The organism is Komagataeibacter sp. NFXK3, from assembly GCF_054182245.1.
In genome coordinates this window covers 32,359-46,089 of sequence record NZ_JAPIVJ010000013.1, presented here as the reverse complement: position 1 = coordinate 46,089, position 13,731 = coordinate 32,359, and the positions used below count along the sequence as shown (strand labels likewise).

Annotated in this window: 11 protein-coding genes and 1 other RNA gene; 11 read left to right on the top strand and 1 reads right to left on the bottom strand. The window is 67.6% G+C overall.

What is annotated here, in order from left to right:
• Positions 1-9 precede the first annotated feature (9 nt).
• Positions 10-966, bottom strand: coding sequence for an alpha/beta hydrolase (locus tag OQZ28_RS13405; protein ID WP_458136427.1), 957 nt, complete (start codon positions 964-966; stop codon positions 10-12).
• 93 nt (positions 967-1,059) lie between these two features.
• Between OQZ28_RS13405 and rnpB the strand changes: the two genes are divergently transcribed.
• The 11 genes from rnpB to murG all read left to right on the top strand — a co-directional run bounded on the left by rnpB (position 1,060) and on the right by murG (position 13,731).
• Positions 1,060-1,473: RNase P RNA component class A (gene rnpB, locus OQZ28_RS13400), an RNA gene on the top strand.
• A gap of 324 nt (positions 1,474-1,797) precedes the next feature.
• Positions 1,798-2,274, top strand: coding sequence for a division/cell wall cluster transcriptional repressor MraZ (gene mraZ, locus OQZ28_RS13395; RefSeq protein ID WP_458136426.1), 477 nt, complete (start codon positions 1,798-1,800; stop codon positions 2,272-2,274).
• Entirely contained in the window at positions 2,271-3,272 is a 1,002-nt protein-coding gene (rsmH, locus tag OQZ28_RS13390; RefSeq protein WP_458136425.1) for a 16S rRNA (cytosine(1402)-N(4))-methyltransferase RsmH, read from the top strand. Before mraZ ends, rsmH begins: the two co-directional genes overlap by 4 nt.
• Positions 3,269-4,051, top strand: coding sequence for a cell division protein FtsL (gene ftsL, locus OQZ28_RS13385; RefSeq protein ID WP_458136424.1), 783 nt, complete (start codon positions 3,269-3,271; stop codon positions 4,049-4,051). Before rsmH ends, ftsL begins: the two co-directional genes overlap by 4 nt.
• Before the next feature lie 38 nt (positions 4,052-4,089).
• The gene (locus OQZ28_RS13380; protein WP_458136423.1) at positions 4,090-6,099 is read left to right on the top strand and encodes a peptidoglycan D,D-transpeptidase FtsI family protein; all 2,010 of its coding nucleotides are present in this window, start codon (positions 4,090-4,092) and stop codon (positions 6,097-6,099) included.
• Positions 6,100-6,104: 5 nt separating this feature from the next.
• Complete coding sequence (locus OQZ28_RS13375) at positions 6,105-7,577, top strand: UDP-N-acetylmuramoyl-L-alanyl-D-glutamate--2,6-diaminopimelate ligase (protein ID WP_458136422.1); 1,473 nt, start codon at positions 6,105-6,107, stop codon at positions 7,575-7,577.
• Positions 7,574-8,968, top strand: coding sequence for a UDP-N-acetylmuramoyl-tripeptide--D-alanyl-D-alanine ligase (locus OQZ28_RS13370; protein WP_458136421.1), 1,395 nt, complete (start codon positions 7,574-7,576; stop codon positions 8,966-8,968). Before OQZ28_RS13375 ends, OQZ28_RS13370 begins: the two co-directional genes overlap by 4 nt.
• On the top strand, positions 8,968-10,059 hold the full coding sequence (mraY, locus tag OQZ28_RS13365) for a phospho-N-acetylmuramoyl-pentapeptide-transferase (RefSeq protein WP_130730465.1): 1,092 nt from the start codon (positions 8,968-8,970) through the stop codon (positions 10,057-10,059). The genes OQZ28_RS13370 and mraY overlap by 1 nt, the downstream gene beginning before the upstream one ends.
• On the top strand, positions 10,056-11,456 hold the full coding sequence (gene murD, locus OQZ28_RS13360; protein ID WP_458136420.1) for a UDP-N-acetylmuramoyl-L-alanine--D-glutamate ligase: 1,401 nt from the start codon (positions 10,056-10,058) through the stop codon (positions 11,454-11,456). Before mraY ends, murD begins: the two co-directional genes overlap by 4 nt.
• Positions 11,453-12,619 (top strand): FtsW/RodA/SpoVE family cell cycle protein, encoded by a 1,167-nt coding sequence (locus OQZ28_RS13355; protein WP_458136419.1) that lies wholly within the window; start codon positions 11,453-11,455, stop codon positions 12,617-12,619. The genes murD and OQZ28_RS13355 overlap by 4 nt, the downstream gene beginning before the upstream one ends.
• Entirely contained in the window at positions 12,616-13,731 is a 1,116-nt protein-coding gene (gene murG / locus OQZ28_RS13350) for an undecaprenyldiphospho-muramoylpentapeptide beta-N-acetylglucosaminyltransferase (protein WP_458136418.1), read from the top strand. The genes OQZ28_RS13355 and murG overlap by 4 nt, the downstream gene beginning before the upstream one ends.

Below are 13,731 nucleotides of genomic sequence, written 5' to 3'. Positions count from 1 at the left end.
CCCTGTTTTTCAGCCCTGCCCCCGCAGCACGCGCCGCAGGGCATGGGCGCCATATTTTATGGCAGCACGGCCAGCGGGCAGAAAGGCGTAGAAATTGAGGAACCCATGCACCGTGCCGCGCCAGGTGCGGGTTTCGGCCCGGCCTCCCGCCTGCTGCAGGGCGTGGGCGTAGCCGGTGCCTTCATCATGCAAAGGGTCGCATTGCGCCAGCCCGATCACGGCAGGCGGCAGGCCAGCGAGCGAGGACGCGAAAATGGGCGCGAGCCGCGGGTCATGCAGGTCCGCTGGCGTGCGGATATACTGCTCGGCATACCATTCCATCAGCTTGGTGGAGAGCATGTAGCCCGTGGCATAGGCCTCGCGGGAGGGCACGTCACGCTCCCCATACAGCGAAGGGTAATAGAGCAGTTGCATGGCAAGCGCCGGGCCGCCCCGGTCACGCGCCATCTGGGCCAGCACGGCAGCCAGCGTGCCGCCCGCGCTGTCACCCGCAACAGCAATCGGCCCGCCCCAGCGATGCGCCACGCCCGCCAGCCACTGCAATGCCGCCCAGCAATCCTCCACCGCATGGGGAAAGCGGTTCTCGGGGGCCAGGCTGTAATCGATGGACAGCACCGCCGCCCCTGACTGCCGCGCCAGCCTGCAGCATATGCCGTGATGCGAGTTCAGCCCGCAATGCACATACCCGCCCCCATGCATGAACAGCACCACCCCATGCACCCGCCCATAGGGCACATAAAGCCGGGCGGCCAGCAGGCCGTCACGCCCCGGCACGCGGCAGTCGATCACGCGCCGCACCTGCAGCGAGGACAGCCCCATGGGAAAACATGGGCGGTCGAGCTTGCGGCGCATGTCCTCCAGCGTGTGGGGCTCGATGTTACGCCGCTGCGCGTGCCACCAGTGCATGCCGCCCAGCAAGGCGCGGGTGAGCAGGCCAGGGCGGGATGCGGCGGTTGAATCGGGCATGGAGCGCCTTTCCGGCAGGAAAACGGATTGAAAGAACACAGGCCCCTCATTTATCGCTTGACGCTGCGCGCATGCACCGCCAGTTTCCGCATGCCAGACGGTCGGACGGTCGCTGCCACGTGGTCATACACGTGATGGAGGAAAGTCCGGGCTCCACGGAAAAACGGTGCCGGCTAACGGCCGGCGGGGGCGACCCCAGGGACAGTGCCACAGAAAACAGACCGCCCTCACGGCGGCGCGCGCAGCAATGCGGGCGACGTTGGGGGCAAGGGTGAAACGGTGCGGCAAGAGCGCACCGCATGCATGGTAACATGGATGGCAGGGCAAACCCCACCGGGAGCAAGACCGAATAGGAACGGCGGATGGGCCGCAAGGCGCCATCAGGGGTTTTTCCGCCCTGTCGTTCGGGTTGGTCGCGTCAGGTGCGCAGCAATGCGCATCGCAGAGGAATGATCGTCCCGCCCCGCAAGGGGCGGACAGAACCCGGCTTACAGACCGTCTGGCATTTTCCCCAATCCTGTGAATTCAACCGCTTTGGGCGGGGCGCTCTACCCAGAGTTGTTTACAAGTATTAACGCTAAAGAACAAACCATAAACAAGGCACATTCCCGCCATATTGCGTGCGCCTGGTACGGTTTTACATGCCGCCTCACTCACCTGTGCTGCAATAACGGTATTTTTCGACCATCTTTCCTGCATCTTTAATTGACCCCCCATAAAATCCCATGTTATCCCATGCTCACACCAGATTCAGAAAGGGGCGCGGTCACAGGCGCCACGGGGGCTGATCACTGGGTTTTCTAAATTTGCCGAGGGAGGGCATCGCGCAGCGTGAGTGTATTCCTGGGCACACACCAGAACCGGCTGGATGCAAAAGGGCGCGTTTCCATTCCCTCCGCATTCCGTGCCGCGCTGCGTGCCCGGGCCAAATCGGGCGAGCCGCTGGCCATCCTGCGTCCGTCCCATCTGCATCCCTGCCTCGAGGCATGGCCCGCTGATGCTTTTGCCGCACTGACCCGCCCGCTGGATGAAATGGACATTTTTTCCGAAGATCACGACGACCTGGCCACCGCCCTGTATGCCGATGCCTATCCGTTCGAGGCGGACCGCGAAGGCCGCATCCTGCTGCCCGAATCCCTGCGCGCCCATGCGGGCCTGACCGACCAGGCCACCTTCATGGGGCTGGGCCGTACCTTCCAAATATGGGAGCCGCAGGCAGCGAGCGCCCGCCGGGCCGATGCCCGCCTGCGCGCCCGCGGCCTCACCGCTGGCCGGGGCATGCCGCCCGCCACGGACACGCCGTCATGAACGGCCCCTTCCCCCCGCACGACCCCGGCCATGTACCCGTAATGCTGGCCGAGGTGATGGAATACCTCGCCCCGCATGATGGCGGCCGTTACGTGGATGGCACCTTTGGCGGTGGCGGCTACGCGCGCGCCATCCTGGCCAGCAGCAACTGCCAGTTGTGGGGCATCGACCGCGACCCCGCTGCCATCGCGCGTGGCGCGGCCCTTGCCCCCACCTTCCCCGATGGGCATAGCGGCACGCGGCTACACCTGCTTCATGGCGGCTTTGCCGACATGGCGGCCCTGCTGGCTGAAGGGGGCGTGGCGAAGGTGGACGGCATCGTGCTCGATCTTGGCGTGTCGTCCTACCAGATCGACGAGGCCGAGCGCGGCTTCTCCTTCCGCATGGATGGCCCGCTGGACATGCGCATGAATGACACGGGACCGACGGCAGCCGACGTGGTCAATACCCTGCCCGAGGAGGAACTGGCCGATATCATCTACCATTATGGCGAGGAGCGCCTGTCGCGCCGGGTGGCGCGCGCCATCGTGAGCGCCCGCGCCGAGGCCCCGCTGCTGCGCACGACCCAGCTGGCCGACGTGGTGCGCTCGGTCGTGCGCCCCGACCGTTCGGGCATCGACCCCGCCACCCGCACGTTCCAGGGGCTGCGCATTCACGTCAATGACGAGCTGGGCCAGATCCGCGCCGTGCTGGAACAGGCCCCCGCCCTGCTGGCGCCAGGCGGGCGGCTGGTTGTCGTCTCGTTCCATTCGCTGGAGGACAGGCTGGTCAAGCAGGCCATGCTGCGCGCGGCAGGCCGCGTGCCCGCCCCCTCCCGCCATGACCCCCGCGCCATGACCGAGCGCGCGGGCCCCACCGGATTCAGGCTCCTGACCGGACGCCCCATCCGGCCGGGCGCGGAAGAAACCCACCGTAATCCACGTGCACGCAGCGCAAGACTGCGCGCGATGGAATGCATTGCCTCCCCATCCATCGCAGCATCGGAACCTGCCGCATGAGTCGGTTTGTAACGTTTTTCTTTGCCATGGTGGCGGCCGTGTCCGGCCTGTTCCTTTATAACAAGAAACAGCAGACCACAGCACTCGACCACCAGATTGCCCAGATCGTGGAGCAGACGGAGCGCACCCGCGCGCAGACCGCCATGCTGCGCGCCGAATGGGCCATGCTGAACCAGCCCGACCGGCTTGGCACGCTGGCCAGCCGTTATGACAAGGGGCTCCAGCCCGTCTCGCCCACGCAGTTCGTGCAGATGTCGGCCCTCGGCACCCACCTGCCGCCTGTTGGCGTGCCCTCGCACCACCCCCTGCCCGCCCCCCGCGCCACGATGGTCGCAACCCTTGCCGCCGATCATGTTGCCCCTGCGCCCGTGCATGAGGCCGTGACAGCCCTGCCCGCAATTGCAGCCCCCGCAACGCCGGCCCATATCGAGCACGCCATGGCGGCCCTCCCGCCCCGCCACAGCGAACCGGCTGCCCAGCATGACGGGCTGGCCCGCACCATGGCCCAGATCGAGCCGCGCGCGCCCGTGCATGCCGCCGCCCCCGAGCACGCCCGCCTGCCCGAGCGCATGGCGGCCGCCGAGCCCGTGCACCTGCCACCCAGCCCGCGTGAGAGCATGATCACCCCTGCCCACATGGCCGCTGCAAGCTACCACCCGCGTAGCCAGAACATAGCCGAGGCGGCATGGCGCCCCACCGCACCGCCGCGCATGGGCGGCAGTTCTCTGGGCACGCCGCATGTAACGAGCCTGCCGCCGCCGGTGCCTGTCAGCAACTGATCGCCCTTTTCCTACCGGCCCTGTAGCCCGGAACCCGTATGCAAAATCCTTCGAGCAACCAGCCAGACAGAGGTGGACAGGCTCCCCCCGGGGGGAGCCTGCGCACGCTTATGGCGCAGGACCGCATGCATGCGCGGCTGGTGGTTGTGGCCGGGGGGTTCTGCCTGCTGTTCTCAGCCATTGCGCTCAAGCTGACACTGGCCACGATCATCAACCCCCTGCCGCCACAACAGCAGCAGATCGCGCCGCAGGTGCCCCCCATCCCCAAAAGCGACCCCAAGGGGATGATCGCGGGCGACGTGGTGCTGCCACAGGTGCACCGGGCCTCGGTCACCGACCGCAACGGGCAGGTGCTGGCCATGTCGCTGCCAGTTGCCCAGGTCTATGCCAACCCGCAGGAAATGATCGACGCGAGTGATGCCGCCCACCGCCTCAAGCAGGCCCTGCCCAGCCTGGACGAGGCCGAGACAAAGCGCCGCCTGTCGCTGAACAAGCAGTTCGTCTATCTGGCGCGTGACATCTCGCCCGCGCAGGAACTTGCCATCAACAACCTCGGCATTCCCGGCATCTATTTCGAACCCGGCGAGCGCCGCCGCTACCCCATGGGCCGCGTGGCCGCCCACATCCTGGGCGGGGTGGATATCGATGACCACGGCGTGGCCGGCATCGAGCGGTATTTTGACAAGCGCCTTGATGGCGACAGCCAGCCCCTGCGCCTCTCACTCGACGTGCGCGTGCAGAACGTGGTGCATGACGAACTCCAGTCCGCGATGGACATGTTCCAGGCCATCGGCGCGTGCGCCATCGTGATGGACGTGCATACCGGCGAGATCATCACCATGGTCAGCCTGCCCGATTATGACGCCAACGACTTTGGCCGCGCTGCCGCCGATTCACGCTTCAACCGCGCCGTGACGGGCATGTACGAGCCCGGCTCGACCTTCAAGCTCCAGACCGTGGCCATGGCACTGCAGGAAGGCGTTGCCCATATCTGGGACAGTTTTTCGAGCACGCCCATCAAGATCGGCCGCTTTACCATATCGGACATGAAGAACGACCACTTCGCCCCGTGGCTGTCGCTGCCCGAGGTCATGGCCTATTCCTCCAACCCCGCCGCCGCCCATATCGCACTCGATGCGGGTGCGCCCCGCCAGCAGGAGTGGCTGCGGCGCATGGGCTTCTTCTCGCGCGTGCCGATCGAACTGCCCGAGGCCGGGCGGCCCATCATCCCTTCCGTGCATAACTGGGGGGTTTCGACCACCATGACGGTGGCGTTCGGCCATGGCGTGGCGGAACCGCCGCTTTCCATCGTGCGCGGCACGGCGGCCACGGCCAATGGCGGCTTCCTGCTCCGGCCGACCCTTGTCGCGGCCCAGAGCCCCGCCACCACGGATGCGCCCACCGATGCTGCTGCCGATACCGCCATGCCCGCGGATGCGGAGCGCCTGATCTCGGCTGCCAATTCCGACATTTTGCGCAAGATCCTGCGCCTCGACGTGGCCAAGGGCACGGGGCAGAAGGCGGAATCACCGGGCTACTACGTGGGCGGCAAGACCGGCACGGCGGAAAAGATCGGCGCGCATGGCGGCTACCTCAAGCATGTCAACGTCTCGGCCTTTACCGGCATCTTCCCCATGAACGCGCCGCGCTATGCCATCTATGTCATGCTCGACAGCCCCAAGCCCACCGCCCAGACCCATGGCTGGACCACGGCGGGGTGGAACGCGGCCCCCACGGCAGCCCACATGATAACGCGCGTCGCCCCCATGCTCGGGCTGTTCCCCGATACGCAGCATGAAGCCGCGATCGAGGCCTCGCTGGCCATTCCCATGCGGCCTGCCGTGCCGCGTGGCTACCGCGCGCTCGGGCCGGGCTACGACCCCGGCACGGCCAGGCTGCATGAGCACGAGCATGAAGCAGCGCCCCGCGCCGCCACCCGCACCCATGCCGCCCGTGACGTGACCGAGGCAACACCGGCCAGCCATGCCCTGCATGCCCGCAATGAAGCCGGGCGCGCGCCCGCCCACCACCAGCGCGAGCGGGGATGACCGGCATGAACCTGACCGAACTCCTGCACCGCGCAGGCGTGGACGCCGTGCGCGCGCTGCCTGCCACAACCGGCACCATTACCACCATCACGGCAGACAGCCGCGCCACCGGCCCCGGCGTGATCTTTGCCGCCCTGCGTGGCACGCGGGTGGATGGGCGGACCTATATTCCGCAGGCCGTGGCCAATGGCGTCGCAGCCCTGCTGGTGCAGGCTGACCCCGATTTCGTGCCGCCGCCGGGTGTTGCCTGCGTGCAGGTGGCTGACGGCCGCCGTGCGGTGGCCCTGATCGCGCGCGCACTCGCCCCGCGCCTGCCCGCCAGTATCGCGGCCATAACCGGCACCAACGGCAAGACCAGCACGGCGGAATTCCTGCGCCAGATCTGGGCGCTTCAGGGCTTGCAGGCAGGCACCATCGGCACGCTGGGCGCGGTGGCCCCCTGCCCGCTGCCTGATTGCGGCCCCGTGCTCACTACGCCCGACAGCGTGGGCCTGATGCGCCTGCTGGGCGCGATGGCGGCGGGGGGCGTGGAGCATGTCGCCATCGAGGCGTCATCGCACGGGCTGGAACAGCGCAGGCTGGATGGCATCACGCCCTATGCCGCGGGGTTCAGCAATCTCACCCACGACCATCTGGACTATCACGGCACTACCGCGCATTACCGTGCCGCCAAGCTGCGCCTGTTCGACACGATCCTGCCCGAAGGCGGCATTGCGGCCCTCAATGCGGACATGGACGGCGAGACCTGCGCTGCCGTGCGCGCCATTGCCCAACGCCGCAACCTCGTGCTGCGCACCACCGGCACGCAGGGCGAGACCCTGCGCCTACTGTCCGCCCGCGCAACGCCCATGGGGCAGGACCTGCGCATTGCCGCCCCGGCAGGGGAATGCGCGCTCAGCGTAAGACTGGTCGGGCGCTTTCAGGTCGATAACCTGCTCATGGCCGCAGCCCTTTCAGGCCGCGCGGAAGATGCGCCCGCGCGCGCACTTGCCCTCCTGCCGCACCTGCATGGCGTGCGTGGCAGGCTCGAGCGCGCCGCCGTGCTGCCGGGCGGGGCCGCCGCCTATGTCGATTTTGCCCACACGCCCGATGCCATCGCCCGCCTGCTGCACTCGCTGCGCCCCCACACGCCGGGCCGGCTGGTGATCGTGATGGGGGCGGGCGGCGACCGTGACCGGGGCAAGCGGCCCGTGATGGGCGCCACCGCCACCCAACTGGCCGACACCGTGATCGTGACCGATGATAACCCGCGCAGCGAGCCGCCTGCCGCCATTCGCGCGGCCATCATGGCGGCCAGCCCCGGCGCCATCGAGATTGGCGACCGCAAACAGGCCATTGCGGCGGGGCTGGACATGCTGGGCGCGGGCGACGTGCTGGTGGTGGCGGGCAAGGGCCATGAACAGGGGCAGATCGTGGGGGATACGGTGCTGCCATTTGATGATGCCACGGTAATCCGTGGCCTGACGGGGACTGAATGACAGTGCTATGGAGCCGCGCGGACCTTGAGGCCGCGACATCGGGGCGTTTTCCGTCATCCGGCGCAGTGACCATTGATGGCACCGGCGTCTCGATCGATACCCGCACGCTCCGGCCGGGCGATGTGTTCATTGCGCTGATTGGCGAGAACAGCAACGGGCATGCGCATGCCGCCGCAGCCCTTGCCGCGGGTGCCGCAGCCGTGGTGGCGCATGAGCCCTGCGGCGATGACCCGCGCATTCTGAAGGTGGATGACACGCTGGCCGCCCTGCAGGGCATGGCCCGTTTCGCCCGCGCGCGTTTTGCGGGCCGCATGCTCGCCGTGACCGGCAGCGTAGGCAAGACCTCGGTCAAGGACATGCTGCATGCCGCACTCAGCGCATGCGGGCCGACCCATTGCGCCGTGGCGTCATATAACAACCACTGGGGCGTGCCGCTCACGCTCGCCCGCCTGCCTGCCGCAAGTGCCTATTGCGTGTGCGAGATCGGCATGAACCATGCAGGCGAGATCGCGCCGCTCGCCGCCATGGTACGGCCCGACGTGGCGGTGGTGACCACGGTTGCCGCCTCGCATCTGGGGCTGATGGGCAGCATCGATGCCATAGCACACGAAAAGGCGGAACTCCTGCTGGCCCTGCCTGCGGGTGGCATCGCCATCCTGCCTGCCGGGATTGCAGGAAGTGACCATTTTAAATGCAATGCCGCCAAGGCAGGGGCCACGCTGTGGCGCATGGGCACCACGGCGGACTGCACGGCGCGGGTAGCAGGTGACGTGGCGCAGGATGCGCAGGGCAGCACCTTCAGCCTCACACTGCCGGGCTGGCAGGGTATGGCGCGCGTCAACGCGCCGGGGCGGCACATGGCTGACAACGCCATGCTGGCGCTGGCGGCAGCGCATGCGGCGGGCGCTGACATGGCCCGTGCCGTGGCGGGCCTTGCCACCTTCCGCCCCGGCGCCGGGCGGGGCGCACTTGCAAAGGTGATGCATGACAAGGTTGCCCTGCTGGATGAAAGCTATAATGCCTCACCGGCCTCTGTCCGTGCCGCACTCGACCTGCTCGGGCTGGTTGCCACGGGGCGGCGCATCGCCGTGCTGGGCGACATGCTTGAACTCGGCGCGTTTGCGCGGCATGAGCATGCCTCCCTCCTCCCTGCCGTCCGCGCCAACGCGGATGCTGTCTTCTGTTGCGGCCCGAATATGAAAATACTCTTTGACAGCCTGCCCCCTGCCCTACGCGGGGCCTGGGCGCCGGATTCCACCACGCTTGCCCCCCTGGTGCGCACTGCCCTGCGCGCGGGCGACACGGTCATGGTCAAGGGCAGCCTTGGCAGCCGCATGCGCCATGTCGTTGCCGCCCTGAATGCCGATGACGCCCGGGTGGGACCGGCCTGATGCTCTATGACCTGTTCGAGCACCATGCCACGGCCCATACCTCCGTGCTCAACCTGTTCCGCTACATCACGTTCCGCTCGGGCGCTGCGTGCCTGACCGCACTGGTCATCAGCCTGTGCCTGGGCAACCCGCTGATTGCGCAGCTGCGCCGCATCCAGCGCGGCGGCCAGCCCATCCGCAAGCTCGGGCCGGAGCGCCACCTGATCGAGAAGGTCGGCACCCCCACCATGGGCGGCGTGCTGATCCTGCTCTCGCTGTTCGGCTCGACCCTGCTATGGGCGGACCTGACCAACGGCTTCGTATGGGCCGTCATGCTCACCACCGCGGCCTTTGGCGCGGTGGGCTTTGCCGATGACTACCTCAAGCTCTCACGCCGCAATACCGATGGCGTGTCCAAGCGCATGCGGCTGGGCTGCGAGTTCGGGGCCTCGCTGATCGGTGGCATCTGGCTCGAGCACATGATGCCGCCCGACCTTGCCAACCACCTCGCCTTTCCGTTCGTCAAGGACCTGCTGCTGCCACTGGGCTACGCCTTTCCGCTATTCGCCATGATCACCATCACCGGCTTTGGCAACGCCGTGAACTTTACCGACGGGCTGGACGGGCTGGCCATCGTGCCGGTCATTGTGGCGGCCCTGGTGTTCGCGCTGATCTCCTACCTCGTGGGCAACCATGTGTTTGCCGACTACCTGCAACTGCACGCCGTGCCCGGCACGGGCGAGCTTGGGGTGTTCTGCTCCGCCCTTGTGGGCGCGGGGCTGGGCTTCCTGTGGTTCAACGCGCCGCCTGCCGCCGTGTTCATGGGCGATACCGGCTCGCTCGCCCTTGGTGGCGCGCTGGGCGCCGTGGCCGTTGCGGTCAAGCATGAGCTGGTGCTGTGCATCGTGGGCGGGCTGTTCGTGGTGGAAACGCTTTCGGTCATCATCCAGGTGTTCTGGTACAAGCGCACCGGGCGGCGCGTGTTCCTGATGGCGCCGCTGCACCACCATTTCGAGAAAAAGGGCTGGGCGGAATCCAAGATCGTGATCCGCTTCTGGATCGTGTCCATCGTGCTGGGGCTGTGTGGTCTGGCCACGCTGAAACTGCGGTGAGCGGCACTTTCCCCCCCACCCTGTTCGCGGGCCACCATTATGGCGTGGCGGGGCTGGGCCGTAACGGCAATGCTGCCGTTGCCGCCCTGCTGGCCATGGGGGCGAGCGTGCAGGCGTGGGATGACCGGCCCGAGGCCCGCGCGGCCCTTGCCGCCCATGAACGGCTGAAGATCGCCCCTTTTGCCAACATGCTGGGGCTCGCGGCCCTTGTGCTTTCGCCCGGCATTCCGCACCACCTGCCCAGCCCGCACCCGCTGGCGAGCATGGCGATGGATGCGGGCGTGCCGATCCTGTCCGATGCCGAACTACTGTTCCGCGCGGTGCGGGCAGCGGGCGGGCGGGCGCGTTTCGCGGGCATTACCGGCACCAATGGCAAGTCCACCACCACCGTGCTGCTGGCGCACATGCTGGCATGTGGCGGCATTCCGGTAGCGGCTGGTGGCAACCTCGGCCCGGCCGCCCTCAGCCTGCCGCTTTTGCCCGATGATGGGGTGTACGTTCTCGAAATGTCATCGTACATGCTCGAACGGCTGGAACGGCTGCATTTCGATGCCGCCTGCCTGCTCAACCTCACCCCCGACCACCTCGACCGCCATGGCGACATGACCGGCTACACGCGGGCCAAGATGCATGTATTCGACCATCAGGGGCCGGGTGACCTGGCGGTGCTGGGCGCCACCCTGCCCAATTACGCCAGCCTGAACCGCCAGCTTGCGCCCACCCGCACGACCGTGGCCTGCATCAGCGGCGCGGACATACCGCAATGCGATTTCTATTGCACGCCACAGGCGCTGTGCGACCGCCACGGCGTAATTGCCGACCTGACCCATGTGCCCGACCTGCCCGGCACCCATAACCGCGAGAACGCGGCCGCCGCCGCCGCCATGGCGCTGCATCTGGGCCTGCCGCGGGCTGCGGTGGAGGGCGCGCTGCGCAGCTTCAGCGCACTGGACCACCGGCAGAAAACGGTAGGCAGCGTGGAGGGCATCCGCTTCATCAATGACAGCAAGGCCACCAATGCCGATGCCACGGCCCGCGCGCTGGCCTGCCATGAGCGCATGGTGTGGATTGCAGGCGGCACGGCCAAGGCGGGCGGGATCGAGCCGCTTGCGCCCCTGTTCGGGCGCGTGGCGCTGGCGCTCCTGATCGGGCGCGACGCGCCGGTGCTGGCCCGGACCCTTGCGCAGTACAAGGTGCCGTGCCGCATTGTCGAAACCCTCGAGCGCGCCGTGCCCGAGGCGCGGGAGGCCGCCCGCGCGCTGGGCGTGGACGTGGTGATGCTCTCGCCCGCCTGCGCAAGCTTTGACCAGTTCAGCGGTTTTGAAGCCCGTGGCGCGCGGTTTGCAGCCCTTGTGCAGGCCCTTGCGGCCGACCCGGAGGGCACCCGCGCGCAATGAGCAACCTGTCGCGCATAAACACCTCGCACCTGGCGCGATGGTGGCGGAGCATAGACCGGGTCACGCTGATCTGCGTGGGTATCCTGATCGGGTTCGGCTATATCCTCATGCTGGCGGCAAGCCCGGCGGTGGCGGTGCGCATTGGTGCCTCGCGCGACATGTTCATTTTCAAGCAGGTCGTCTTTCTGGTGCTTGCGGCCGTCATCGTATGCGCAACCTCCCTGCTTTCGCTGCGCGGGGTGCGGCTGATGGGGTGGATCGGCTTCGCACTTGCACTTGGCGCCACCTTCATGACCCTTGTGCATGGCATCGAGATCAAGGGCGCGCGGCGGTGGATCGCGCTGCCCATGATGTCGGTCCAGCCCTCCGAATTCCTCAAGCCTTTCTTTGCCGTGGTCACCGCCTGGCTGCTGACCGAGCGCAGGACGCGACCGTATCTGCCCGGCCTGCTGGTAGCGCTGGGGCTGTTCGCGCTCGTGCTGCTGCTGCTCAAGTCGCAGCCCGATATCGGCATGCTGAGCGTGATCACCACCGTGTTCCTGGCGCAGCTCTTTGTCGATGGGCTGAGCCTGTTCCTGGTCGGCGCGGGCGTGGCCAGCATGGTGGCGGCGTTCATTGGCGCGTATATGGTTTTTCCGCACGTGCGCTCGCGCGTGGAGCGCTTCCTGCACCCCGCCGTGGGTGACCATTACCAGATCGACACGGCACTACGCGCTTTTGGCAATGGCGGCCTGCTGGGGCGCGGGCCGGGCGAAGGCCGGGTGAAGGACCTGCTGCCCGATGCGCATGCCGATTTCGTGTTCGCGGTGGCGGGCGAGGAATTCGGCATGCTGGTATGCCTGTTCATTATTGGCGTGTTCGCCACCATCGTCATCCGCACGCTGCTCAAGCTGCTGCGCGAGAACGATCCCTTCATTGCGGTGGCAACGGCGGGGCTGGTGACGGGCTTCGGGCTGCAGGCCTTTGTCAACATGGGCTCGACGCTGCACCTCATCCCGACCAAGGGCATGACACTGCCGTTCATTTCCTATGGCGGTTCATCGGCCATGTCGGTGGCGCTGACCATCGGGCTGGTGCTGGCGCTGACCCGCAACCGGCCCAACGAGACCCGCTTCGGGCAGTTTACGCCAGCCCCTTCCCCCGCACCGAGAGGATCGTCATGACCCAACACTGCATTGCCATCGCAGCCGGGGGCACCGGCGGCCACTTCTTCCCTGCCGAGGCGCTGGCCTGCGAGCTGGTGCGCCGGGGGCATGACATCATGCTCATGACCGACCAGCGCGCGGGCGGGCGCAACAGTGGCGTTTTTGCAGGCCGCCAGCAGTTCGTCCTGCCGGGCGCTGGCATTGCCGGTCGTGGCCTGGTGCGGGCCAGCCGGGCGGCGCTGGCGCTGGCGCGGGGCACGATGCAGGCACGCGGCATTATTGGCCGCATCCGTCCTGCCGCCATCATCGGCTTTGGCGGCTACCCTTCCGTGCCGCCGCTGCTTGGCGGCTGGCTGCTGGGCAAAAGCCGCCGCCCGCTTCTGTTCATTCATGAAGGCAATGCGGTGCTGGGCAAGGCCAATGGCTTCCTGGCCCCGCGCATGGATGGCATTGCCACCTCCTTCCCCACCGTGGCAGGCGTACCCGCGGGCGTGCCCACAACGCTCACCGGCATGCCGGTGCGGCCTGACATCGCGGCACTGGGCGGGGAAGGCTATGAACCCTCCAACGGCGTGCTCAACCTTTTGGTGTGGGGCGGCTCGCTCGGCGCGCGCGTGTTCAGCGACGTGGTGCCCGAAGCCCTCGCCGCCCTGCCGCCTGCGCTGCGCGCGCGGCTGCAGGTCACCCAGCAGGCCCGCGCGGAGGATGTAGCGCGCGTGCAGGCAGCCTATAAAACGGCGGGCATTCCCGCCACCATAGCGCCTTTCCTTGATGACGTGCCCGGCCTGCTGCGCGCAGCACATCTGGTGATTGGCCGCGCGGGTGGCTCATCGGTGGCGGAACTGGCGGTGGCGGGCCGCCCTGCCCTGCTGGTGCCACTGCCCATTGCCGCGCGTGATGAACAGGGCGCCAACGCGCAGGCGCTGGTTGATGCGGGGGCTGCGTGGATGATCCGCCAGCCTGATTTTACCGCCCCGGCACTCACGCAGCGCCTGACCACCCTGCTGGCTGACCGCGACCTGCTGGCCCGCACGGCGCAGGCCGCAAGCCGCCTTGGCCGCCCTGATGCCGCCCGCCTTCTGGCCGATATGATAGAAGCCCGCTTGCCTGACACGCCCCGCACCGCTTAA

Excerpts from the sequence above, each read along its gene's own strand:
- OQZ28_RS13405 (WP_458136427.1), bottom strand. The coding sequence starts at position 966 with ATGCCCGATTCAACCGCCGCATCCCGCCCTGGCCTGCTCACCCGCGCC.
- rsmH (WP_458136425.1), top strand. The coding sequence starts at position 2,271 with ATGAACGGCCCCTTCCCCCCGCACGACCCCGGCCATGTACCCGTAATG.
- ftsL (WP_458136424.1), top strand. The coding sequence starts at position 3,269 with ATGAGTCGGTTTGTAACGTTTTTCTTTGCCATGGTGGCGGCCGTGTCC.
- OQZ28_RS13380 (WP_458136423.1), top strand. The coding sequence starts at position 4,090 with ATGCAAAATCCTTCGAGCAACCAGCCAGACAGAGGTGGACAGGCTCCC.
- OQZ28_RS13375 (WP_458136422.1), top strand. The coding sequence starts at position 6,105 with ATGAACCTGACCGAACTCCTGCACCGCGCAGGCGTGGACGCCGTGCGC.
- OQZ28_RS13370 (WP_458136421.1), top strand. The coding sequence starts at position 7,574 with ATGACAGTGCTATGGAGCCGCGCGGACCTTGAGGCCGCGACATCGGGG.
- mraY (WP_130730465.1), top strand. The coding sequence starts at position 8,968 with ATGCTCTATGACCTGTTCGAGCACCATGCCACGGCCCATACCTCCGTG.
- OQZ28_RS13355 (WP_458136419.1), top strand. The coding sequence starts at position 11,453 with ATGAGCAACCTGTCGCGCATAAACACCTCGCACCTGGCGCGATGGTGG.
- murG (WP_458136418.1), top strand. The coding sequence starts at position 12,616 with ATGACCCAACACTGCATTGCCATCGCAGCCGGGGGCACCGGCGGCCAC.